The organism is Nonomuraea sp. NPDC050328, from assembly GCF_044459405.1.
In the GTDB taxonomy this organism is placed as follows: Bacteria; Actinomycetota; Actinomycetes; order Streptosporangiales; family Streptosporangiaceae; genus Nonomuraea.
In genome coordinates this window covers 1,194,880-1,216,846 of sequence record NZ_JBITIW010000001.1, presented here as the reverse complement: position 1 = coordinate 1,216,846, position 21,967 = coordinate 1,194,880, and the positions used below count along the sequence as shown (strand labels likewise).

Below are 21,967 nucleotides of genomic sequence, written 5' to 3'. Positions count from 1 at the left end.
TCGCTGCCGCCGCAACCACAAGCACCGGTAATTCCGTGCCGGCCTCGGGCAACCTGACCGTCTGCGGGCAGCAGTTCTGGCTCGGCACCCACCGCGCCGGCCTGACGCTCACACTGCGGGCCGACGCCGGCACCGTCGAGCTGCTGGCCGCCGGGGCCCGGATCAAGAAGGTGCCGTCCCGGCTCACCGTCCAGCATCTGCGGCAGCTGATCGCCGAGGGCGGCACCCGCATCCAGACAGCCGCCGTACCGGCCCGCCCCGGCACCGGCGAGGCGGTCGAGGTGGAGCGGATCGTCAACGCCTCCGGCCTGGTCTCCCTCGGCGGCCGGCAATACCCGGTCGGCTCCCCGTTCGCCGGACGCCGGCTGACCGTCCGCCTGGGAGGGCGCCCTGCTGCACCTGAGCGACGGGTCCACGCTGCTGCGCACCCTGCCCAACCCGCTCACCGAAGATGAGGCGGCCCGGCTGCGCGATGCCCGCCCCGCTGGGCCCGCGCCCCGACCGTCCACTGAACCGGTCCGGGTGCAGCGGCGGGTCAGCAGCCGCGGCTGGATCGCCATCGCCGGGCAGCGCATCGGCGTCGGCATCGGCCACGCCGGAGCGACCGTGACCGTCGAAGCAGCCGACGGCACCCTCCGCATCGCCCACGCGGGCCAGGTCGTCGCCGAGGTCGCCCCCACCACCACCAAACCGATCGCCCGGTTCAAAGTCCGCAAGCCCCAGCGCTGACAGAAGATCACACCGGGCGTGCCACTACAGTCCGGCGGGATGCGCAGACAACCAGTCTGCGTGGCGATTCTTCAAGACGTCACGGTCGTGAACAGTGGGAGCGATGACGTCGGCTCCGCCGTCATAGGGGTGATAGAGCCACCGAAGATCCAAAGGAGCGATGATCACGTCGATGATCTCCTCGTCGGCCACACCCCGCAACAGCGGATCCAAAGCCTGCCGGTCGAAGGAGATCATGCTGGCATACAGCCTCACCGCGTCCTCGAACGGCGAGTCGCTGCCAGGCTCGATCGTCAACCATGGGACGGCGCCTGGATGGCGCGGATCGGGTGAGACCCTCCCCTCCTCATCTTCTAAGTAGACGGCGATCACGTAGAGGCCTTCCCATGCTCCGAGTTCGGCGAGCACCCGGTGATGACGATCAAGGATGATCTCGTACTCGTCTTCGGTCTCGGCATACCGCGTGGACCCGGGAAGGCTGTGGAAGCGGACCCAGCGGTCGGCATACCAGCCGCGGAGCTGATAGGCGATCGGGGTCCTGCCCCACCGCGTTCGCCACGCAGTGGTGAGCGACTCCACCTCGTCTTCCGTCACGATCATTCCCATCTGGAAAAGCAACGGCGGCCGGCCGTATCCTCAGCCGCAGAAGAACGATAGATCACCTAGCCGGAGTGTCACCCACCTCCTGAGCCGGATCTGTCACACGGGTCCTGAGACCTGACACGAGTGGCGGCCTACTCGTCGACATCTTCCTGATCGTCGCTCTCGGGCTCGATGTGCTCGGGCGGCCCGCCGGTCTTGGGGTCGGCGACGAAGGTGCCGATGTTCCGGACGGTGTAGACCAGGCCCTCGGCGATGAGGGCGTCAAGGACCTTCCGGGCCGTCCTGCGCGCGATCCCGAACTCCTCGGCCATCCGGGGCTCTCCGGGGATGGGATAGCCGGGCTTGTAGTCGCCGGCTCGAATGCGGCGGCGCATCTCGTCAAGGACTTGCTCTGACTTTGGCTGATCAGGCCGAAAGTGGATCACGTAAGTAACGATAGGAATCGACCGGTAGCCCCAGGTCAAGGGACGTACCGGCATGTACCGATAGTCAGGAGTATGGATGGGTAGGCAGGGGTAGGAAGGAAGTTCTATAGTGGGTCTGTACTCGTCGACCAGGTCTCGGGGCGCGGCAGGAGGACGGCTTTGGCCAGAAAGTCAGCGGCCCCCACGTCATGTGGCAGCGTTCATGCCGCCCCTGTCCAGGTCGGCTATGAGCCGGTGGAGTGGAGCCTGAGTGTTCCTCGGGCGGCTCGGGTCCGGGTTCGGGCCTACACGTGCACCTGTCAATCGGTGGTCTATGAGCTGTGCGCATCTGCGGGGGCGGCGTTCGTGAGGCGGTATTGCCACGAGGGCGACACGGTCACCGTATGGGAGTCCGAGTGGGTGCGCTCCGCTGACGCTGAAGAGCTCTGGGCCGCGATTCTCAAAGGACTCGCCTGCTGACAACGGAGGATGCTTCATGCCTGGAGGCAACGCACTGCCGGCCCAACAGGATGTGGACGTTGGGACCCGTGCGCCAACGACCAATGATGAGGCAGTGCCCCTAAGGGTGTGCGGGCACTGCGGGCGCGGCCCTGGGGAAGCCACGGTGATAGCGACGGTGAATGAGTCGTCGATCACCGCGGAGCGCTGCGCCCGCAGTTACGCCTGTGAACACAACGACGTCGAATGGACCTATGTACGGCCCTTCCCGAACGGGGCGCATTGCCGGTCCTGCTCGACGTGGTGGCGGCTCGACCTCATCCCGGACGCGGTGGCTGCCCGACTCCCTGGGGGGACTCCTCGCCGTGAGGACACCCGGCCGCCCGCAACCGATCGTAGGCCGTCATGATCTCGTGCGCCGCCGCGTCGGGGCTCAGCCGGTCGGTGTGGATGCGCAAATGAAAGAACCCCGCGTCACTGTTGGCCTCCAGGTCGGCAACGGTCTCGTTCCATGCGGTCAGGCGCTTGCCGGTGTCGGCGTCGCCGCGGGACCTCGACCGCTGCTCGGTGACCTCCTGGGGAATCCACAGCAGCACCCGTAACCATCCGTCCGGCTCTTGGCCGATGACTTTACGTAGATCGGGGAGGTTGCCCATATGCACTACCGGCACGTAGCCGGCGGCTTGGCGGGCCTCGATCGCCTGACGGTCGACGGCATAGACGTTGCCGTACCGGTGGCTCTCGACAAGGAGGCGGCCTGCATCTCGCAGTTTGGTCAACTGCTCAGCCGAGACGAACTCGTACCCCGCCGTCCGGCCGGTGCCGACCTTGAGCTTAGGGACCTGGACGAACCGCGGATCTGCCCGGCCGAGGGCGGCAGTGACAGTGTCCTTGCCGCTGGCAGGCGGGCCGTACAGGACGATCCCGCGCACGCTCATGCCAGGATCCGCTTGAGCGATTCGCGGGTCTGGTCGGCAAGACTGATCGCCGCACCAAGCCGGTTGTCGATGGTTACGTGTGCGGTGGGCGGGCTGGTCTCCAGGTCGAGATTTTCGGCGTATTGCTGCCAGTTCTCCAGCTTCCACACATCGCGGGACGCTCCCCGGAACTCGATGTACTCGCGCATGGACTCCGGATCGCAGCGGACCCAGATGGCGGCCACGTCGATGCCCTTGGCTGCGCACCGGTTCTCCAGGCGGGCGAACCAGCTCTCATCCTTCAGCTCCGCGATGAACGGTGCGGAGAGGATGGTGGAGGTGCCGACATGGAGGTTGTCCCATGCGGTCTCCATCAGACATCGGTACTCCAGCGGCCGAACCTCCTTCAGGTACAGGTCCGTGTGCCGGTCGTTGGGGTCGCCGCCGAGTGAGATGAGCAGTCGCTCGACTATGCAGCGGGTGAGTGAGTCCTTGTCCAGGAACGCCCAGCCGGTGACGTCGGAGAGGAATCGGGAGAACTCGGTCTTACCTGATCCGGCGTACCCGCCGACCAGAACGAGAATGGGCTTGGGACTGCCTCCGCCGTGCCGTCGTCTCCAGGCGTCTACGACTCGATTCCGGAGTAGAGCCTGTGGTGAGTCTCCCGGTTCGATGCCGCCTACGGAGACCTTGGTGAACGCCTCCTCGATGACCTGAGCGGCGGCGCGGTCGGCTTCTGGGTCGGTTGGCGCTGGCAAATCAGAAATCACGATTTCCGCTTTCTGCGATTCACCGGGCAAGGGAGGACGAAAGCCAAGTTCAGGTTCGGTCGCCTGGTAAAGCAGGCAGTAAGCACGGCGGTAGTGCGGCCCTGGGAACACGGTCCCTTGCTCATGAGCCCAAAGGGTTTGGAAGTTGGCGGCGGGAACGCTCAGGCCATGACGGCCGGCCGCCTGGCGCAGGCGCTCGCCTGCGGCCTCCCGGGTCAACCCGTGAGCTTCGCGATGTTCGCGCAGGCGGGAGGGCGTCCAGCCGGGTCGCTGGGTCGTCTTCATTGCATACCTTCGCCTTCACGCTTTGGGGGGTCGTGCGCGGGTGTGCGGTCGTGCATGTGAAAACGCATGTGTAAACGGTCGTTGAGACGGACTGAAGCAGCTTAACTAGACCCGTGTGATACCCGGAACCCTCAACTCGCGGTGAACTTGGGCCATCTCGAAAGGCGAGAGAACCGCAGAGTAAGGGCAACGGCTATGAAACTGGACAGAGCGCGAATCCTCCGGGAATTGGCCTCGATCCGGTCCGAGCTGGACGAGCTGGCCTGCCGGATCGGTGAGATCACTTCGGCCTTGGAAACACCGCCGCCTCCAGAGCAGCGAGCCGATCACCGAGATCCTTGAGACTCTCCCGCATCTGCGCCAACTGGCTCAGGATCTCGCCGGTCTCATCGCTCGCCGCTGCCTCGGGGGCGGCGGCGGGGGTCTGGGCGGAAACGAACACGCCCTTACCTTGCTGGCCGATAACCAGTCCCTGTGTTCGGAGCACGCTGATCGCGGCCTTGACCACGCTGGCGGAGACGTCGAACTGCTCGCCCAACTGGGCGATGGACGGCAGGGCCGTACCGGGGGCCAGTGATCCGGCGCGGATCTGCTCGCTCAGCTCGTCGACGATCTGCAAGTAGGCCGGTCGGCCGGTCTTCTCCACCATCGGTGCTCTCCTCTACTCGCCTCCAGTTCAGCACAGGCCGCCACCGAAACCAACCAAGCACCCAAAGTATGCCTTGACAACTTAGAATGCCAAGTGTTCCATGAGGTCTAAGAGGTCATCAAGCAAAGGAATCGATCATGCGCACCATCCCGATCCCCGTTGACACCAGCAAGCTTCAGATCACCTGCGTCAAGCCGCCCAAGCCGCGAATCGTCAACAAGGACACCGGCGAGATCAAGCGCGACAAGGACGGCAACGTCATGTACGAACTCACGCTGTTGATCGAGGACGAGTTCAACCGCATGGAGCTCGTCAAGGTCGCCACCACGCCCGAACCGTCCGTGATCGCCGGTGAGGAAACCGTCCCGATCGGCCTGGTCGGCTACGTCTGGGAGCAGGGCGGCCGGTGGGGCATCTCCTACCGAGCACAGGCCTTCGTCTCCGCCGGCGCGGCCAGGATGGCGGTCGAGAGATGATCGACCCCCATCACCCGCTCATCAAGATCCTCCTCGTTCTGCTGGCGCTGCTCGCCTGGCGGCGCTGGGCTCCCGTCTCGTACTGGTACGTCCTGGTCTTCCCGCGCAAAGTGATCTCGCTGCGCTGGACCTGGCGGCACGTCGCCTCCGGCTGCGGACTGACCAAGAAGCGCCACCGCTGGTGGTTCACCACTGTTCCCGGCTTGGTTGCCTCCACCGGCGTCGTCCAAGTCAAGCGGCGCTTTCAGCGCGTGGCGGTCGACACCAAGCCCTGGATGGGTCTGCCCCGGCCGACCCGCAACGGCTTCCGCATCACCTTCCACCTTCTCGATGGCCAGATCCCCGACGATTACGCCAAGGTGTGCGAGCGGCTGGCGCATGCCTGGCGGATCGAGGCGGTCCGCGTAGTGGGCTCCCGGCCTGGCCGCGTCACCCTCCAAGGGATCACCAGCGACCCACTGACGCACGTTGCAGCCGCCATGCCTCCGGCCGCACCCCCCGGCGGATGGCGCGCTGATGATCTACTCCGGCCGATCGTCGGAGTACTGGAAACAGGCGCTGCCTGGCGGATGGACTTCAGGCTCATCCCGCACTGGATGAACGCCGGCGCGACGCAGTCCGGCAAGTCCAACCTGATCAACGCGCTCCTCGTCGGCCTGGCGCCGCAACCGGTCGCCTTAGTCGGCTTCGACCTCAAGGGCGGCATGGAACTGTCGGCCTACCAGGCGCGACTGTCGGCGCTGGCCACCACGCGCAGCGAATGCCTCGACCTGCTCAGCGACCTGATCGCGGTCATGGGAGCGCGCATGATGGCCTGCCGCCGCCACGGGGCACGTGACATCTGGCAACTTCCCGACAGCGCGCGGCCCATCCCGGTCGTGGTCCTGGTCGACGAGCTGGCCGAGCTGTTCCTGACTGCGGACAAGGCGGAGAAGGACCAGGTCACGCGTACGGCTACCGCACTCCTGCGAATCGCCCAGCTCGGCCGTGCGCTCGGCATCCATCTCGTGCTGTCCGGCCAGCGGATCGGTTCGGACCTTGGCCCCGGTGTGACGGCGCTGCGTGCTCAGATCGGCAGCCGGGTCTGCCACCGGGTCAACGACCCGGAAACCGCGGTGATGACTCTTGGCGACCTTGACCCTGACGCGCTGGTGGCGGCCCGGTCGATCGCTCCTGAACTGCCCGGCGTGGCCGTCGTCACCGGCAGCGATGGCCGCTGGTCACGCGCCCGTTCCGGCTATGTGTCCGACTACGCGGCCGAGCAGGCGGCTCACACCTACGCCGAGCTCACCCTCTCCTGGGCGCAAGTTGCAGCCAGCGGCCTCGGTCACGAACTGCCCAACCCCTCCCACCACGCACTCAACCCCTGACGCGAGACGGAGATCGCGATGAGCACCACACCGCTGGCCCGTCTCGCCGACACCGTCCCCGTGCTGATCCTGGCCGTTATCGCCGGCGCCGGCAGTTTCACCCACATCCGGCAGACCGCCACCGAGCACGGTCAGACCGGTTGGATGGCCTGGGCCGTGGCCATCTGCATTGACCTGACCTGCGTGATGGCTGCCCGAGAACGGCAGCGAGACCGCAGGAACAGCCGAGAACGACACGGCTGGATCTCCTGGCCAACTGTCGTCCTGGTCGGCGGCATCACCCTCTCCCTGGCCGCAAACCTGGCCCAAGCCGCCCCCACCGCGTGGGGATGGATCACCGCCGCAACCCCCGCGGGCACGTTCTTGACCGCTGTCTCCATGATCGAGCGCCGCGCCTTCGAAAACGTCACCGCTCCGGTACGGCCGGCCGTACCGGAGCCAGAACAGAACGACGAGCCCGATCCCGACGCCCCCAGCCAGAACGACCGCGAGAACGACGAGAACGAGCGCTCTGCACCGGACGCACTCCTCGACTACGCACGCCGCTTCGCTGACGAACACCTGACCCGGCACGGCAAGCCCATCACCCGAGACGCACTGCGCTCACGGCTCGGCGTCTCCAGCCAGCTCGCCTCAGAGCTGCTGCGCACGCTGCGCGACACCACGACACCCAAAGGAGAACCGTCATGACCCCCGACCGCCGCACCACGATCATCGACGGACTGCTCGACTTGGCCGCACTCCTGGAGGCCAACCCCGACATTCCCGCACCCGTCTCCATCAACGTCCTGGTCTTCCCCCAGCACGACACCGACGAGGCCATGCGCGCCGAAGTCGATCGCGTCGCCGGCCGGCTCGGAACCGAGGTCAACCCCGGCGACCACTACCAGACGGCGCTCGACCTCGGCCGGGTCAGCTACAAGGTCGTCGCGATCAGCGCCGCCGCAACCGCTCGATACGCCGCCGAAGCCTCCTACTACGGCCACGTGGACCCTGCCTGAAAGGACTGATCACCATGCGTATCCGCATTGAGGGCACCGAGGCAGAGATCGCCTACGCTGTCGCCCGGCTCCGCGCAACCCTGCCCATCGGAACCGTCTCCAACATTGCCCCCGTCAGCGGCCGGCCCTACGCCCGATGCGTCTACCTCAACACCGCCCCCGCTCAACGCGAAGGCTGGTGGAGCAAATGACCCCGCTCCCACCACACGACCGCTGCTCTTCCTGCGGCGGAACCGGCGTAGCAGGCGAAGGAAGCACCTGCCTCGACTGCGACGGCCAAGGCTTCTGCTGAACCCCAGCGCCCCCGGCGTGACCACACATCCGCCAAGACGTCCGTCACGTCGGGGGCCATCCCGCACCGAACCTCACAGCCCGGAAGGGACCTCCCCATCATGCCAACCTCCGCCGTGGCTGCCGAGATCATCGCTCGGCTCCGCGATCCCCAATTCGGCCGCTGGGCCGGCCAAATCCGCCGCACCGGCGGCTGCCGACAGCCCATCCACATGCGCGGCCACGTCCTGTACATCGACCCCGCCACCGGCACGCGCATCCACAGCTACACCACCGCCACCGAGCCCTACGGAACCCTGCGACTGCCCTGCAAGACCCGCCGCGCCTCCCGCTGCCCCTCCTGCGCCGAGACCTACCGCGCCGACACCTACCAGCTCATCCGTGCGGGCCTGGCCGGCGGTAAGGGCGTTCCCACCTCCGTCACCACTCACCCCGCGCTCTTCGTCACCCTCACCGCCCCCAGCTTTGGCAGCGTCCACACCCGTCGCCAACGCCACGGCAAGCTGCTGCCCTGCCGCCCTCGCCGCAACGCCCAGTCCTGCCCGCACGGGCGCTCCACCACCTGCTCAACGCGCCACAGCATCAACGACCCCCGCCTCGGCGAACCACTGTGCCCCGACTGCTACAACTACTCGGCCGCCGTCCTGTTCAACGCCATCGCCCCCGAGCTCTGGCGCCGCTTCACCGAAGCCCTGCGCCGCCGCTTCGCCAAAACCGCAGGGCTGACCCTCCGCGAACTGCGTGACCACGTCCGCGTCTCCTTCGCCAAAGTCGCCGAATACCAGCGCCGCGGCGTCGTGCACTTCCACGCCGTCATCCGCCTCGACGGGCCAGACGGCCCAACCACGCCGCCCCCGCCCTGGGCGACGGCCGATGCGCTCGCCGATGCCGTACAGCATGCGGTCGGCGCCGTCTCGGTCATCATCCCCACCGTCGTCCGCCCCTTCCGCTGGGGCCGACAGCTCGACATACGCCCGATCACCACAACCGGAGACCTGACCGAGCAGGCGGTCGCCGGCTACATCGCCAAGTACGCCACCAAAGCCTCCGAATGCGTCGGCACCCTCGACCGACGTATCAGTCCCGCAGAAGACCTAACCGCGCTGCCCATCCGCAACCACGCAAGACGCCTTATCGCCGAATGCATGCGCCTCGGCCAGCTCGACGACCTGGCAGACCTCCGGCTCATCCAGTGGGCGCACATGCTCGGCTTCCGCGGCCACTTCGCCACCAAATCCCGCGCCTACTCCCTCACCCGGAAAGACCTCCACACGCAGCGCATCGACCACGAGCGTGCCGAAGCCATCACCACCGGCCGCCTCCCACTGTTCGACCACGACACGGTGCGCGTGATCTCGCATTGGGTCTACGTCGGCAAGGGCCTCTCCAGGGCCGACCAGATCATCGCCGCGGCTTTATCAGGAGGTGCTGGATGACCAGCACCCCACCCCGAATGTGGAGCGTCGACGACGTCGCCACGTTTCTCGGAGTTCCTGTGGCGACTCTCTACCAATGGCGCCACCACCGCACTGGTCCGCGTGGCCGCAAGATCGGCCGCCATCTCAGGTACCTCCCCGCTGACGTCTTGGCCTGGGTCAACGAGCAGGAGTAGAGCAATGGCATATGTAAAAGATCTTTGGACCAAGACCATCCGCCACGCGGACGGCCGAACCGAGAAGGCAAGAACTACGCGGTACGGCAGAGGCAAACGCTGGCTGGCCGTCTGGCTCGACCCCAACGGTAAGGAGGTCTCGGAAGCCTTCCAGCGCAAGACAGACGCTGACAAGAAGGCCGACGAGATGCGGACGGACGTCATCCGCGGTGAGTACGTCGATCCTCATGCCGGAAAGATCCTCTTCGGGGAAGTGGCGGCGCGCTGGCTGGGCTCTCGTGTCGTCGACCCTTCGACGAAGATCCGCTACGAGTACATCCATCGCCTGCACGTTGCCCCCGTGTTCGACAAGCGCCAAGTGAAGAGCATCAAACCTTCACAGATCCAGGCTTGGATCAGCGATCTGAGCAGCCGCTTCGAGACGTCGACGGTCTACACGGCCTTCCTCGTCCTCCAGGGCACACTGAGTCTCGCGGTGGCTGACGAGGCAATCAAGCGCAGCCCCGCCAAGTCGCCCATCGTCCAAGTCCCCAAGCGAACCACTGAGGAAATCATCGCCTGGTCGGATCAGCGCGTTCTGGCGGTGATCGACGCCCACAGCGAGCTCTTCCGGCTCCTGCCGATCATCGGTGCCGCATGCGGACTCCGCCAGGGGGAGTTGTTCGGCCTGGCCCTGGAGGATGTCGACTTCGACGAGGGCCTCGTCCGAGTCCGCCGGCAACTCAAGCGCCTCGGCTCGAAGTTCGTGTTCGCGCTGCCCAAGAACGACAAGGAACGCATCGTTCCCCTGCCGGACTGGGCGGCTGCTGCCGTTCGCGCACACGTGGCGAAATTCCCGCCCTTACCTTGCACCCTCCCCTGGGAGAAGCTGACCGGCACTCCGCGCACCTGCAACCTGCTCTTCCGCTGGACAGATGATCGCTACATCCGCTCGCGCGGCTACAGCGAACTCGTCTGGAAACCCGCACTCGTCAAGGCCGGGGTCATCCCACCTCCAGCGCAGGACGCCCGCAAGCGAGCGCGCTACACCACGACGAGGAAGGAGGGCCTCCACCAGTTACGGCATTACTACGCCAGCGTCATGCTGACCGGGGGAGTGTCAGTCAAGGAACTCACCGAGTACCTAGGCCACGCCCACCCCGGCTTCACGCTCCGCGTTTACGCCCACATGATGCCCGGCTCCCACGACCGTGCCCGCAAAGCCATCGACAAGCGACTTTTCCACCCCAGGAAGATCGAGTCCGCCTAACCTGCCAGCAGGATCTCAAACGAGCGGACCACGTCAGTGACGACGTGGTCCGCTTCGTGCTTCCACCCTGGCCACGCGCCCCGATCAACCCAGACCGTCCGCAACCCCACCGCGGAAGCCCCCTCGATGTCCGCAGTGAGGTTGTCGCCAACCATCCAGCCACCGCCGGCCAGCTCCATCCCGCACCGCTGCGCAGCGATCTCGAAAAGCCTGGCGTCCGGCTTGCGCACACCCTCCAACCCAGACAGCGCGTAAGCGTCGACAACATCGATCAAGCCGGTCTCACGGATCTTGCCGAGCTGGTTGTCCGCCGTTCCGTTGGTGACGATCGCCACCTTCCACCCAGCCTCCCGCAGCCGGGCCAACCCGTCGAAGACCTCGGGGCGCACACGCACGAGGTGTGGCATCCGCCGGCGATACCCAGCCCACAGCTCCGAGACGGAGTCAGGGAGCCCAAACCGCACCCGCACTTGGCCGAAGAACGCCTCCCGATGCGGGTGTCCGTCACGGTCGAGCGAGATCCGGAACGCAGCCGCCTCCGGTCCCAATCCAAAGACAGCCGCGAACTCCTCAGCCCACACGGCGAACGCCGCATCCAGATCCAGAAGCGTGTTGTCGAGATCGAAGAGCGCGAGCCGCTGCACAGAATGGGATCCTAGGCGTCCCACGGAACGCCGACGGAACAGAGCCCTGCCACCCAACGGCGCCCAGACAACCCAAGCGCCGTTCCCGCAGCTCTACAGATGCCTAGAGATCACCAAGCGCTGGATCTGGTTGGTGCCCTCGAAGATCTGCATGATCTTCGCCTCCCGCATATACCGCTCAACAGGAAACTCCCGCGTATACCCATACCCCCCGAACACCTGCACCGCATCGGTGGTCACCTTCATGGCCGCGTCGGTGGCCACCAGCTTCGCGATGCTGGCCTGCCGCGTGTAAGGCACCCCAGCGTCCCGCCGCCGGGCGGCGTCAAGGTAGACGGCTCGGGCAGACTCGACGGAAGCGGCCATGTCAGCGAGCAGGAACCCAAGCCCCTGGTGGTCGATGATCCGCCGGCCGAAGGTGGTCCGCTCCTTCGCGTAAGCCACAGCCGCCTCGAGAGCAGCCTGGGCCAGGCCGGTGGCACAGGCGGCGATGCCGAGGCGGCCGGAGTCAAGGGCGCTGAAGGCGATGCGCAGCCCCTGCCCCTCCTCGCCGATGAGGCGGTCGTGTTCGAGGACGGCTCCGTCCCAGAAGGCGCTGGTGGTGGGGACGGCGTGCAGGCCCATCTTCTCCTCGGGCTTGCCGAAGGTCAGGCCGGGCGCGGAGCCGGGGGCGAGGAAGCAGGAGACACCGGAGGGGGTCCGGGCGAAGAGGGCGTAGAAGTCGGCGATGCCGCCGTGGGTGATCCACGCCTTGTTGCCGAAGATCTGGTAGCCGCCCTCGACCGGCACGGCCTTGCAGGTGAGGGCGTTGGCGTCGGATCCGGCCTGGGGTTCTGAGAGGCTGTAGCCGCCGACGAGGTCGCCGCTGAGCAGGGTGGGGAGCACCTCGGCGCGCTGCTCGGGGGTGCCGAAGGTGGCCACGGGGTAGCAGGCGAGGGTGTGCACGCTCACCGCGACCGCGACCGCGGCCCACCGCGCGGCGAGTTCTTCCAGCATCTGCAGGTAGACCTCGTACGGCTGGCCGCCCCCGCCCTGCTCCTCGGGGTAGGGCAGGCTGAGCAGCCCGGCGGCCCCGAGGGTGCGGAAGAGGCCGGTGGGGTAGGTCTCGTTGCGCTCGTGCTCCTCGACCCGGGTGGCGAGTTCCTTGTCGGCCAGGTCGCGGACGAGGTCGAGCAGGTCGCGGGCCTCCTGGGTGGGCAGCAGGCGGTCGACGGCCATGGTGTCTCCCTTACGTGGTGGGCAGGGCGGCGAGAGCCGTACGGGCTCGGTCCCGGTATTCGGTGACCCGGGCGAGCTTGATGTCCTCGTACCCGCGGATCATCTCGGGTAGCGCGGCGATCTCGGCGATCTGTTCGGCGGTGGCAGGGGTCAGGGCGGCGAGGGCCTGGTGGACGAGGTCGCGGTATTCGGTGATGAGTTCGCGTTCGACGCGGCGGACCTTGGCGTAGCCGAAGACGTCCAGGGACGTCCCGCGCAGGCCCTTGAGCGCGCGCAACGCCCGGAAGGCCGGCCCCGCCGTACGCCGGAGCTTGATCTTGCGCTTCATGCCCATGGCGCGCAGCAGCGGCGGGTGGAGCAGGACCGCGACCTGGGCGTCGGGGCCGAACTCGGCGTCGCGGCGGGCCTGCTCGGCGGGGTCGAGGTGCAGGCGGGCGACCTCGTACTCGTCCTTGTAGGCCATGAGCTTGTGCAGGCCGCGGGCGTAGGCGAGGGCGATGGCGTCGCCGTACCCGGCGGTGAGGTCGGCGACGCGCCGGACCTCGGTCGTGTAGGTGCGGGCGTAGGTGGCGTTCTGGTAGCCGGTGAGGTCGTCGGCGAGCCGGGCGATGGTCTCCTCCAGCGAGGCCGGAGTCTCGCTGGAGGAGTCGGTCGCGGCCTTGAGCGCGGCGGCGCGGCCGTGGTTGAAGGCGGCGAGGTTCTTCTCGACCGCCGCGCCGTTGAGCCGGATGGCCTCCTCGACCGCCTTGGCCGTGACCGGCAGGCAGCCGTGCTGGTAGGCGGCGCCGATCAGCAGCATGTTCGCCGGCATGTGGTCGTCGAAGAGCTCTTCCGAAAGCCGCTGCGCGTCGACGTAGAGATTCTCGGCGGCGTGGGTGGCCGATTCGATGCGCTCCAGCGCGGCGTCCGGTGAACCGGGCAGCGGGGTGAGGCCGGTGACCATGGCCGAGGTGGGCACGACGGCCGTGTTGATCACCGCGATGGTGTGCCCGGCGCGGGCTCCGGCCAGGTTGCCGTCGGCGGCGGCGCCGAGCAGGTCGAAGCCGATCAGCACGTCCGCGGAGCCGCGGGTGGTCTTGACCGAGCCGGTCAGCGGGCTCGCGGAGATCCGCACGTCGCTGACGACCGGGCCGCCCTTCTGGGCCAGGCCGGTCTGCTCCAGCCCGGCGGCGTGCAGGCCGTCGAGGTGGGCGGCCATCTGCAGGATCTGCGAGACGGTGACCACGCCGGTGCCGCCGATGCCGGGCATGCGCACGACGACGTCGCCGTGGAAGCGCGGCGTGGGCTCGGGCAGGTCGCCGACCGGCGGGATCGCCCGCTTGGCCTTCTTACCGGGGGTGACCAGCAGGAAGGAGGGGCAGTCGCCCTTGAGGCAGCTCAGGTCGGAGTTGCACGAGGGCTGGTGGATGCGCGTCTTGCGGCCGAACTCGGTCTGCACGGGCTGGACCGACAGGCAGGTGGAGACGTCGCCGCAGTCGCCGCAACCCTCGCAGACCCGCTCGTTGACCACGACCTTCTCCGCCACGCTCGGCACCTTGCCGCGCTTGCGCAGCCGGCGTTCCTCGGCCGCGCACCGGTCGTCGTGGATCAGCACGGTCACCCCGTCGAGTGCCGCCAGTTCCTTCTCGACCTCGGCGAAGTCGTCGCGGTGCCGGACGGTGGCGACCGGGTCGAGCCGGACGCCGCGGTAGGTCTCGGGCGTCGGCGTGGTGATCACCACGCGCCGCACGCCTTCCAGGGCCAGCCAGCGGGTCAGCGTGGGGATGTCGAGCTTGCCCTCGGCCTGCTGGCCGCCGGTCATGGCGACCGCGTCGTTGTAGAGCAGCTTGTAGGTCATCGTCACCCCGGCCGCGACCGCCGCGCGGACCGCCAGCGAGCCGGAGTGGTGGAAGGTGCCGTCACCGAGGTTCTGGACGAAGTGCCGGTCGTCGGTGAAGGGCGCCAGGCCGATCCACTGCGCGCCCTCGCCGCCCATCTGGGTGAGCCCGACCTGCTTGCCGCGGCCGTCGCCGGCCAGCGCGATCATCGCGTGGCAGCCGATGCCCACGCCGACCAGGGTGTCGTCGGCGGTGCGGGTGGAGATGTTGTGCGGGCAGCCGGAGCAGAAGTACGGCGTGCGCGAGGCGACGAGCGGCAGGTTGCGGCTCGGCCGCGGGCGCTTGGGCGCGGCCACGTCGGGGACGAGCTTGGCCAGCGCCCCCGCCACGTCCTCGGCGCCCAGCGTGCCGCGCGCGGTGAGGAGTTCGCGCCCGACGACGTCCGGCTGGTCGGTCCTGCCGTACAGCGCGGCCTTGAGGTGGTTCTCCAGGAACGGCACCTTGTCCTCGACGACCAGGACGGTCTTCAGCCCGGAGGTGAGCTCGGCGAGGTGGTCGGCGTCGATCGGGTACGGCATGCCGAGCTCGATGAGCCGGAAGCGCTCCTCCGGAAGCCCGAGGTCGGACAGCGCGCGCCGGACGACGGCGAAGCTGGTGCCGGAGGCGAGGATGCCCAGGGTGGCGCCGGGGGAGTCGCCGACGACGCGGTTGAGCCCATGTTCGCGGGCGTAGGCGCGGGCGAGCGCGAGCCTACGGGTGAGCTGGTCGTACTCGGCGTCGAGCGAGGCCGGTCCGACGAGCGTGGGCGCGGGGGTGTCCGGCCGGTCGACGCCGGGCAGCTCGGGCAGGGCGAGGTCGACGGTGGCCGAGGCGTCGGCGATGTCCGCGACGATCTTCAGCCCGACCCACAGGCCGCTGGCCCGCGACATGGCCACCGCGTGCAGCCCGAACTCGATGATCCCGGCGACCGAGCCGGGCGCGAGCAGCGGCATGGCCAGGCTCTGGCACATCGGCTCGCAGGAGCTCGGCACGGTGGAGGACTTGCTGCCCGGGTCGTCGCCGATCCAGGCGACCGCGCCGCCGTGGGCGGAGGTGCCGGCCAGGTTGGCGTGCCGGATGGCGTCGGCGGCCCGGTCGAGGCCGGGGTTCTTGCCGTACCAGAACCCGGTGACGCCCTGGTGGCGGGCGCCGGGCGTCTCCTTGAGCAACTGGGTGCCGGCCACGGCGGTGGCGGCTAGCTCCTCGTTGAGGCCGGGCTGGAAGACCACGCCTGCCGGGTCGAGGAAGCGGGCGGCCCGGGCCATCTCCAGGTCCACCCCGCCGAGCGGCGAGCCCTGGTAGCCGGAGACGAAGACGCGGGTGTTGAGACCTCGGGCCTCGTCGAGGCGCCGCTGCTCCAGCGTCAGCCGTACCAGCGCCTGGATGCCGGAGATGAGCACACGGCCCTCGGTCGCGGTGTACTTGTCGTCAAGGTGCACGGTCACGGGCCAAGTGGAGCAACCGCGCTACCAGGTGCGCAAGTATCGCACGACAAACTGGGAAAAAGACGCAAATAGTTTGCTTCGCTGCTGGGAATAGCTAGATTACCTTGCGTGGAAGACCTCGACGACATCGACCACCGGCTGATCCGCCTGCTCCGCGAGGACGGCCGCCGGACCTTCTCGGAGATGGCCGGCGTGATCGGGCTGTCGGTCGCCGCGGTGAAACGGCGGGTGGACCGCATGCGGGAGCTCGGGGTGATCACCGGCTTCACCGCCCGCATCGACTACGCCAAGCTCGGCTGGGGCATCCAGGCCTTCACCGAGATGCGCTACTCGGGCAGCACGCCGGTGGGGGAGATCGTCCGGACCACGACCGGCTTCCCCGAGGTGGAGGAGGTGTTCACCATCGCCGGTGACCCCGACGCGCTCATCCATGTGCGGGCGCGCGACCTCGACCACCTCCAGCAGGTGATCGACAACCTGCGGCGGGCGGGGAACGTGACCGGCACCAAGACGCTGATGGTGCTCGGCTCGTGGAGCCGGGAGACGCTGCCGCGCCGCGATCAGGCCAGGGAGAGCGACTCGCGCTGGTCGGAGCCGCCCCGGTCGGGCACGAACCGGTAGCCCACGTTGCGCACGGTGCCGATCAGGGCCTCGTTCTCCGGCCCGAGCTTGGCGCGCAGCCGCCGCACGTGCACGTCCACGGTGCGGGTGCCGCCGAAGTAGTCGTAGCCCCAGACCTCCTGCAGCAACTGGGCGCGGGTGAAGACCCGCCCGGGGTGCTGCGCGAGGTACTTCAGCAGCTCGAACTCCTTGAAGGTCAGGTCGAGCGCGCGTCCGCGCAGCCGCGCGGTGTAGGTCGCCTCGTCGATCGACAGGTCGCCGCTGCGGATCTCGTCGGGCGCCGCCTCGGTGGAGGACAGCGCCAGGCGGCCGGTGGCCATCCGCAGCCGGGCCTCGACCTCGGCCGGTCCTGCCGACTCCAGGAGCACGTCGTCGACGCCCCACTCGGCGCTCATCGCGGCCAGGCCGCCCTCGGTGACGATCACCAGCAGCGGGCAGTCGACGCCGGTGGTGCGGATCAGCCGGCACAGGCTCTTGGCGTGGGCCAGTTCGCGGCGCGCGTCGACCAGGACGGCGTCCGCGGGAGGCGCGTCGATCAGCGCCGCGGCCTCGGCCGGCGCGACCCGGATCGAGTGCAGGAGCAACCCCAGGGCCGGAAGCACCTCGGAGGACGGTTCGAGGGCGTTCGTCAGCAGGAGCAGGTTGCTCATCGCAGGTGACCTCCCTGTAAACACAGAAGGACCCGGGGGCTGCATCGCCCAGGTCCCGTAGGTGAGGATAACCCAGTGGGTCGTTCACGTCCCATCACGGACCACCCATTGAGATGTGAGGAATTCATGGCCACGGTAACCATTCGATACTGGGCGGCCGCGAAAGAGGCGGCGGGTGTGGGTGAGGAGATCTGTGAGGCGAATTCGCTGGCCGAACTCATGACCAAAATCACACGGAATCGTGAGACTCTTGCCACGGTCGTGAAAAGATCATCATTCCTCGTCGACGGCGATCCGGTCGGCAGGCGGGCGCATGAAGAGGTCCTCCTGGGGGACGGGGTGACGGTCGAAGTTCTGCCGCCTTTCGCGGGCGGTTGATTGTCTGGGAGGCTCAGTCACTGTGCGGAAGTTCCTCTTCTTCCTGATTGTGCTGATCGCCCTCCTGGCGATCGGCGACCGAGTCGTCGTCGCCGGCGTGGAGCGGGATCTGGCCAACCGGATCGCCGCCGCCACCAAGGTGGACCGGACGCCGACCGTCTCCATCGAGGGCATCCCCTTCCTGACCCAGGCCGCCTCCGGCCTCTATCAGGAGGTCCGCTTCGACCTCGGCACGCTCACCTACGCCGGCGTGCCGATCAAGGACCTGCGCGGCGCGGCCTTCAACGTGCGCGCGCCGCTGATGGAGGTGCTCCAGAACCGGGCCAACATCATCGCCGAGCGGGTCGCGATCACCGGCGTGATCACCAACGAGACCATCAACCGCTTCGCCCCCGAGGGCATCAAGGTCAACGCCCAGGGCGACCGCCTGATGGCCACCGGCGAGCTGCCGGTGGGCGCCCAGCGCTTCAAGTTCAACGCCACGATGCGCGTCGAGCTGGCCGGCGACGGAGCGATCAAGGTCATCGCCGAGAAGATCGAAGGCGTGCCCGACGCGCTGGCGCGGATGGTGTCCTACACCATCAACTTCAAGGGCAAGCTGCCCTTCGACGTGAAGGTCACCTCGCTCAAGAGCGTGCCGGGCGGGCTGGAGCTCTCGGCCGAGGCGAGTGACGTGCCGATCCGTGGCTGACATCGAACCGGATCGCCCCGCCGTACGTGATGAGGACCGTGGGGGGAAAGAAGTGAGCCCGGCGGGGACAGCCGACGAGGAACTCGTCAGAACGCTGTTCGAGGAACACGCCGGGCCGCTCTACGGTTACGTGTTGCGGCTGACCGGGGATGCCGGGCGAGCGGAGGATGTCGTGCAGGAGACGCTGCTGCGGGCCTGGCGGCACCCTGACGCGCTCACCGGGCGGCCCATCCGGGCGTGGTTGTTCACCGTCGCCCGCAACCTGGTCGTCGACCAGCACCGGGCCCGCCGCGCCCGCCCGCCGGAGACGGGCGACGAGGCCCTGGCCGTCGTCCCCGCCGACGACGAACTGGAGCGCGCGGTGGAGTCCTGGGCCATCGCGGAGGCGCTGGCCGCGCTGCGGCCCGACCACCGCGAGGTGCTGCAGGAGGTCTACTACCGGGGGAGATCGGTGAAGGAGGCGTCGGAGACGCTGGGCATCCCGCCGGGCACGGTCAAGTCGCGCACCTACTACGCCTTGCGCGCGCTGAAGCTCGCGCTGGAGGAGCGGGGGCTGGCACCGTGATGACCTGCGAGGAGGTACGGCTGTCGCTGGGCGCGCACGCGCTGGGCGCCCTGGAGCCGGAGGAGGCCGCCGAGGTGGACGACCACCTGGCGACCTGCGACGCGTGCCTGGAGGAGTTCACCGGGCTGGCGTCGCTGCCGCCGGTGCTCGCCAAGGTCACCGAGAAGGACATCGAGCTGGCCGCCAGCCCGCCGCCGCAGGTGCTCGACCGGCTGCTGGCCACCAAGGCCCGGCGCAACCGGCGCGGGCGCTGGCTGATGGCGGTCGCCGCCTCGGCCGCGGTGCTGGTCGTCGGCGGCACGGTCTGGAACGCCGCCCAGCGTTCCGGCGAGCTGGCGTCCACCAACGCCGGCGGGGCGCCGGCCGCGCAGAGCCAGGAGAGCTACGACGCGCCCTCGGTGGCGGTCGCGCCTGAGGAGCCCCCCGCGGAGTCGAAGCGGAGTGCCACCCAGGCCGACACGTTCGCCGCCGCGGCGAGCGTGAGCGCCAGTGTGATCGCCACGCCGGCGGGCACCGGCTCGCGGCTGCGGCTCACCGTCGCCGGGGCGCCGCCCGGCGTGGAGTGCCGGGTCGTCGTCCTCGGCCGCGACGGCACCGAGGACGCCACCGCGCCCTGGCGCCTCGAACAGGGCTACAGCCGGCCCTCGGCCACCTTCACGCTCCGGACCCGGATCCCGCCGGCCGCGATCACCGGATTCCGCCTGGTCGACGCCGCCGGAACGGTCCTCACCGTCGTCCCGGCGAAATAGCGGAAGGCCCGGCGAAATAGCGGAAGGCCCGGCGAAATAGCGGAAGGCTCGGCGGGGTTGGAGAGGTCGTGAACGGTTTGTGGGTCGTGCTGGCCACCCTGGCCGCCGGCCTGGCCATAGCCCTCGTACGGCGAAGCCGCGACGGCAGGCTGCGCGACAGGAAGGCGGGCGGGATGCGCTTGGACGAGGCGGCCATCGGCGTGCCTTTGGGCGAGCGCGCCACCCTGGTGCAGTTCTCCACCGCCTTCTGCCAGCCCTGCCGCGCCACCCGCCGCATCCTGGACGAGGTGGCCGCGATGGTCCCCGGCGTGCGGCACGTCGAGATCGACGCCGAGGCCCGCCTCGACCTGGTACGGACGCTCGACATCATGCGCACCCCCACCGTTTTGGTCCTCGACGCCCGCGGTGACGTGGTGAAAAAGGCCTCCGGCCAGCCCCGGAAGGCCGACGTCATCGCCGCGCTCGGGCTGGCGGTGTCTCATGATTCATCTCATCAATCGGACGACAAGTGACAGATGGCGAGACCGCCCTGTAGTGTCGTGGACATGAACCCCACGACAGAGCTGCTCACGAAGCGGCGCGCGGTTGATTTCTGCCGCGTGGCCACCGCGCTCTGTCGCGCTGCCTGAGGACGGTCCCGCGCGGATTGAGATCCGCCCCATCCGACCCCTTCAGGAGCATCTCCGATGCGTGCTGATCCCAGAGCACTACGCCTCGGCGCGGCCACGACGACCCTCGTTCTCGCTCTCGTCCTGATCTTCGAGAGCGGCTGGTTGCTCGCTGCCCAAGCCGTGGTGTTCGCCCTCGGGGCGCTCTGGCGCCAGCCGTACGGGATGATCGCCAGGCGGTTGCTCACCAGCCCGCCGAAGGAGACCGAAGACCCTCGCCCGCCGCGGTTCGCGCAGGCCGTCGGGTTCGTCTTCGCGGTCGCGGGGCTGATCGGATTCGTCGCCGGGATCACGCCGCTGGCCTTCGGGGCCACGGCAGCGGCTCTCCTCGCCGCCTTCCTCAACGCAGCCTTCGGATTCTGCCTCGGCTGCGAGATGTACCTGATCATTCGCCGTCTACAACCCGGGAGAGTCTCATGAGCCGTTCCGCCGCACTGGTGGACGCCGACTGGGTCGAGGCCAACCTCGACACCCCTGGTGTCGTGCTCGTCGAGGTCGACGAGGACACCAGCGCCTACGCCAAGGGCCACATTCGCGGCGCCGTCCGCATCGACTGGCGCGACGACCTGCAGGACCCCGTCCGCCGTGACTTCGTCGACAAGGCGGGCTTCGAGGCCCTCCTGTCCGAGCGCGGGATCGCCAACGACGACCTGGTCGTCCTCTACGGCGGTAACAACAACTGGTTCGCCGCGTACGCGTACTGGTACTTCAAGCTCTACGGCCACGAGAACGTCAAGCTGCTCGACGGCGGCCGCAAGAAGTGGGAGCTCGACTCCCGCGAGCTCGTGACCGAGGTCCCGGCCCGCGCGGCCACCACCTACGTGGCCAAGGACCAGGACGTGGCGATCCGCGCCTTCCGCGACGACGTGGTGAACGCGATCGGCAAGCTCAACCTGGTCGACGTGCGCTCGCCCGACGAGTTCACCGGCAAGCTGCTCGCCCCGGCCCACCTGCCGCAGGAGCAGGCGCAGCGCGCCGGCCACGTGCCGACCGCCCGCAACATCCCGTGGTCCAAGGCGGCCAACGACGACGGCACCTTCAAGTCCGACGCCGAGCTCTCCGAGCTCTACCAGGGCGCGGGCGTCGACTTCGGCAAGGACACCATCGCCTACTGCCGCATCGGGGAGCGCTCGGCGCACACGTGGTTCGTGCTGCACGAGATCCTCGACCAGGCCAACGTGAAGAACTATGACGGTTCGTGGACCGAGTACGGCTCGCTCGTGGGCGTGCCGATCGAGTTGGGGGAGGCCCGCTGATGTCCGTTGTCGCCCAGGGTTGCGCAGCGCCCGAGCAGACCATCGAACTCCCCGCCGGCATCGACCTGTCGACGCAGGCGGTCATCCAGGGTGTCGTCACCGGCACCGGCGGGACGGCCTACGCCCGCCTGCTCGACCACTCCGGTGAGTTCACCGGCGAGGTCGTCGTCTCCGACGAGGGCATCTTCCGCTTCTTCGCCGCGCCCGGCGACTGGACGGTGCGGATCATCGCCGGCGGCGGCGTCACCCGTGACGTGGCGGTCCAGGCCAAGCAGGGGGAGATCGCGCAGCTCGCGGTCGCCGTCTGATCCTTTTCTTCTGGCAGGGCCGGTGCGGCGACGCGCCGGCCCTGCCGGTTTTCCCCCGGCTGGAGCGGCTCCGGTGAGACGGGGGAGACGAACACCCTCGTCA

29 protein-coding genes are annotated in these 21,967 nt (G+C 68.4%); 20 read left to right on the top strand and 9 right to left on the bottom strand.

Annotated elements, in window-relative coordinates; all coding sequences use genetic code 11:
* Positions 1-35 precede the first annotated feature (35 nt).
* Together ACIBG7_RS05730 and ACIBG7_RS05725 are read left to right on the top strand one after the other, a co-directional pair.
* Positions 36-455, top strand: a complete 420-nt coding sequence (locus ACIBG7_RS05730; protein ID WP_397335280.1) for a hypothetical protein — start codon at positions 36-38, stop codon at positions 453-455.
* Positions 391-729, top strand: a complete 339-nt coding sequence (locus ACIBG7_RS05725) for a Mu transposase domain-containing protein (RefSeq protein ID WP_397335347.1) — start codon at positions 391-393, stop codon at positions 727-729. The genes ACIBG7_RS05730 and ACIBG7_RS05725 overlap by 65 nt, the downstream gene beginning before the upstream one ends.
* A 24-nt stretch (positions 730-753) precedes the next feature.
* On the opposite strand, the gene ACIBG7_RS05720 is transcribed toward ACIBG7_RS05725, so the two are convergent.
* The 5 genes from ACIBG7_RS05720 to ACIBG7_RS05700 form a co-directional block, all read right to left on the bottom strand.
* Positions 754-1,323: a hypothetical protein gene (locus ACIBG7_RS05720; protein WP_397335279.1), complete on the bottom strand. Its 570-nt coding sequence runs from the start codon at positions 1,321-1,323 to the stop codon at positions 754-756.
* A 140-nt stretch (positions 1,324-1,463) separates the two neighbouring features.
* The gene (locus ACIBG7_RS05715) at positions 1,464-1,811 is read right to left on the bottom strand and encodes a winged helix-turn-helix domain-containing protein (protein WP_397335278.1); all 348 of its coding nucleotides are present in this window, start codon (positions 1,809-1,811) and stop codon (positions 1,464-1,466) included.
* Between the two features lie 701 nt (positions 1,812-2,512).
* Positions 2,513-3,133, bottom strand: coding sequence for a guanylate kinase (locus tag ACIBG7_RS05710; RefSeq protein WP_397335277.1), 621 nt, complete (start codon positions 3,131-3,133; stop codon positions 2,513-2,515).
* Positions 3,130-4,167 (bottom strand): AAA family ATPase, encoded by a 1,038-nt coding sequence (locus tag ACIBG7_RS05705; protein WP_397335276.1) that lies wholly within the window; start codon positions 4,165-4,167, stop codon positions 3,130-3,132. Before ACIBG7_RS05705 ends, ACIBG7_RS05710 begins: the two co-directional genes overlap by 4 nt.
* Positions 4,168-4,447: 280 nt before the next feature.
* Positions 4,448-4,816 (bottom strand): winged helix-turn-helix domain-containing protein, encoded by a 369-nt coding sequence (locus tag ACIBG7_RS05700; RefSeq protein WP_397335275.1) that lies wholly within the window; start codon positions 4,814-4,816, stop codon positions 4,448-4,450.
* Positions 4,817-4,953: 137 nt separating this feature from the next.
* On the opposite strand from ACIBG7_RS05700, the gene ACIBG7_RS05695 reads away from it, so the two are divergent.
* The 8 genes from ACIBG7_RS05695 (at position 4,954) to ACIBG7_RS05660 (ending at position 10,815) form a co-directional block, all read left to right on the top strand.
* Positions 4,954-5,292: a hypothetical protein gene (locus tag ACIBG7_RS05695; RefSeq protein ID WP_357915239.1), complete on the top strand. Its 339-nt coding sequence runs from the start codon at positions 4,954-4,956 to the stop codon at positions 5,290-5,292.
* Complete coding sequence (locus ACIBG7_RS05690) at positions 5,289-6,662, top strand: FtsK/SpoIIIE domain-containing protein (RefSeq protein ID WP_397335273.1); 1,374 nt, start codon at positions 5,289-5,291, stop codon at positions 6,660-6,662. Before ACIBG7_RS05695 ends, ACIBG7_RS05690 begins: the two co-directional genes overlap by 4 nt.
* An 18-nt stretch (positions 6,663-6,680) precedes the next feature.
* Positions 6,681-7,352, top strand: coding sequence for a DUF2637 domain-containing protein (locus ACIBG7_RS05685; RefSeq protein WP_357915245.1), 672 nt, complete (start codon positions 6,681-6,683; stop codon positions 7,350-7,352).
* Complete coding sequence (locus tag ACIBG7_RS05680) at positions 7,349-7,663, top strand: hypothetical protein (RefSeq protein WP_357915248.1); 315 nt, start codon at positions 7,349-7,351, stop codon at positions 7,661-7,663. Before ACIBG7_RS05685 ends, ACIBG7_RS05680 begins: the two co-directional genes overlap by 4 nt.
* A gap of 14 nt (positions 7,664-7,677) precedes the next feature.
* Positions 7,678-7,854, top strand: a complete 177-nt coding sequence (locus ACIBG7_RS05675) for a hypothetical protein (protein WP_357915251.1) — start codon at positions 7,678-7,680, stop codon at positions 7,852-7,854.
* A 201-nt stretch (positions 7,855-8,055) separates the two neighbouring features.
* Complete coding sequence (locus ACIBG7_RS05670; RefSeq protein WP_397335271.1) at positions 8,056-9,390, top strand: replication initiator; 1,335 nt, start codon at positions 8,056-8,058, stop codon at positions 9,388-9,390.
* Positions 9,387-9,566, top strand: a complete 180-nt coding sequence (locus ACIBG7_RS05665) for a helix-turn-helix transcriptional regulator (RefSeq protein ID WP_397335270.1) — start codon at positions 9,387-9,389, stop codon at positions 9,564-9,566. Before ACIBG7_RS05670 ends, ACIBG7_RS05665 begins: the two co-directional genes overlap by 4 nt.
* 4 nt (positions 9,567-9,570) lie before the next feature.
* Positions 9,571-10,815: a tyrosine-type recombinase/integrase gene (locus tag ACIBG7_RS05660; RefSeq protein WP_397335269.1), complete on the top strand. Its 1,245-nt coding sequence runs from the start codon at positions 9,571-9,573 to the stop codon at positions 10,813-10,815.
* Here the strand turns inward: ACIBG7_RS05660 and ACIBG7_RS05655 are convergent.
* The 3 genes from ACIBG7_RS05655 to ACIBG7_RS05645 all read right to left on the bottom strand — a co-directional run bounded on the left by ACIBG7_RS05655 (position 10,812) and on the right by ACIBG7_RS05645 (position 15,978).
* Positions 10,812-11,459: an HAD family hydrolase gene (locus ACIBG7_RS05655; RefSeq protein ID WP_397335268.1), complete on the bottom strand. Its 648-nt coding sequence runs from the start codon at positions 11,457-11,459 to the stop codon at positions 10,812-10,814. The genes ACIBG7_RS05660 and ACIBG7_RS05655 overlap by 4 nt on opposite strands.
* A gap of 93 nt (positions 11,460-11,552) precedes the next feature.
* Complete coding sequence (locus tag ACIBG7_RS05650; RefSeq protein ID WP_397335267.1) at positions 11,553-12,677, bottom strand: acyl-CoA dehydrogenase family protein; 1,125 nt, start codon at positions 12,675-12,677, stop codon at positions 11,553-11,555.
* Between the two features lie 10 nt (positions 12,678-12,687).
* Positions 12,688-15,978: an indolepyruvate ferredoxin oxidoreductase family protein gene (locus ACIBG7_RS05645; protein ID WP_397335266.1), complete on the bottom strand. Its 3,291-nt coding sequence runs from the start codon at positions 15,976-15,978 to the stop codon at positions 12,688-12,690.
* A gap of 108 nt (positions 15,979-16,086) precedes the next feature.
* On the opposite strand from ACIBG7_RS05645, the gene ACIBG7_RS05640 reads away from it, so the two are divergent.
* Complete coding sequence (locus ACIBG7_RS05640; RefSeq protein WP_357915269.1) at positions 16,087-16,599, top strand: Lrp/AsnC family transcriptional regulator; 513 nt, start codon at positions 16,087-16,089, stop codon at positions 16,597-16,599.
* Here the strand turns inward: ACIBG7_RS05640 and ACIBG7_RS05635 are convergent.
* Positions 16,539-17,249, bottom strand: coding sequence for a response regulator transcription factor (locus ACIBG7_RS05635; protein WP_357915272.1), 711 nt, complete (start codon positions 17,247-17,249; stop codon positions 16,539-16,541). The two genes, ACIBG7_RS05640 and ACIBG7_RS05635, sit on opposite strands and share 61 nt — an antisense overlap.
* Positions 17,250-17,375: 126 nt before the next feature.
* On the opposite strand from ACIBG7_RS05635, the gene ACIBG7_RS05630 reads away from it, so the two are divergent.
* The 9 genes from ACIBG7_RS05630 to ACIBG7_RS05590 all read left to right on the top strand — a co-directional run bounded on the left by ACIBG7_RS05630 (position 17,376) and on the right by ACIBG7_RS05590 (position 21,864).
* Entirely contained in the window at positions 17,376-17,627 is a 252-nt protein-coding gene (locus ACIBG7_RS05630; RefSeq protein ID WP_397335265.1) for a MoaD/ThiS family protein, read from the top strand.
* A gap of 22 nt (positions 17,628-17,649) precedes the next feature.
* On the top strand, positions 17,650-18,318 hold the full coding sequence (locus ACIBG7_RS05625; RefSeq protein ID WP_357915278.1) for a DUF2993 domain-containing protein: 669 nt from the start codon (positions 17,650-17,652) through the stop codon (positions 18,316-18,318).
* A 52-nt stretch (positions 18,319-18,370) separates the two neighbouring features.
* Positions 18,371-18,883, top strand: a complete 513-nt coding sequence (locus ACIBG7_RS05620) for a sigma-70 family RNA polymerase sigma factor (protein WP_357915280.1) — start codon at positions 18,371-18,373, stop codon at positions 18,881-18,883.
* Positions 18,883-19,632, top strand: a complete 750-nt coding sequence (locus tag ACIBG7_RS05615) for an anti-sigma factor family protein (RefSeq protein WP_397335346.1) — start codon at positions 18,883-18,885, stop codon at positions 19,630-19,632. The genes ACIBG7_RS05620 and ACIBG7_RS05615 overlap by 1 nt, the downstream gene beginning before the upstream one ends.
* Positions 19,633-19,805: 173 nt before the next feature.
* The gene (locus tag ACIBG7_RS05610; protein WP_397335345.1) at positions 19,806-20,144 is read left to right on the top strand and encodes a thioredoxin family protein; all 339 of its coding nucleotides are present in this window, start codon (positions 19,806-19,808) and stop codon (positions 20,142-20,144) included.
* A gap of 3 nt (positions 20,145-20,147) precedes the next feature.
* On the top strand, positions 20,148-20,261 hold the full coding sequence (locus tag ACIBG7_RS05605) for a putative leader peptide (RefSeq protein ID WP_397335263.1): 114 nt from the start codon (positions 20,148-20,150) through the stop codon (positions 20,259-20,261).
* Positions 20,262-20,318: 57 nt separating this feature from the next.
* On the top strand, positions 20,319-20,720 hold the full coding sequence (locus ACIBG7_RS05600; protein WP_357915283.1) for a DUF4395 domain-containing protein: 402 nt from the start codon (positions 20,319-20,321) through the stop codon (positions 20,718-20,720).
* The gene (locus ACIBG7_RS05595) at positions 20,717-21,556 is read left to right on the top strand and encodes a sulfurtransferase (protein ID WP_357915286.1); all 840 of its coding nucleotides are present in this window, start codon (positions 20,717-20,719) and stop codon (positions 21,554-21,556) included. The genes ACIBG7_RS05600 and ACIBG7_RS05595 overlap by 4 nt, the downstream gene beginning before the upstream one ends.
* On the top strand, positions 21,556-21,864 hold the full coding sequence (locus ACIBG7_RS05590; RefSeq protein ID WP_357915289.1) for a DUF1416 domain-containing protein: 309 nt from the start codon (positions 21,556-21,558) through the stop codon (positions 21,862-21,864). Before ACIBG7_RS05595 ends, ACIBG7_RS05590 begins: the two co-directional genes overlap by 1 nt.
* Positions 21,865-21,967: the final 103 nt, after the last annotated feature.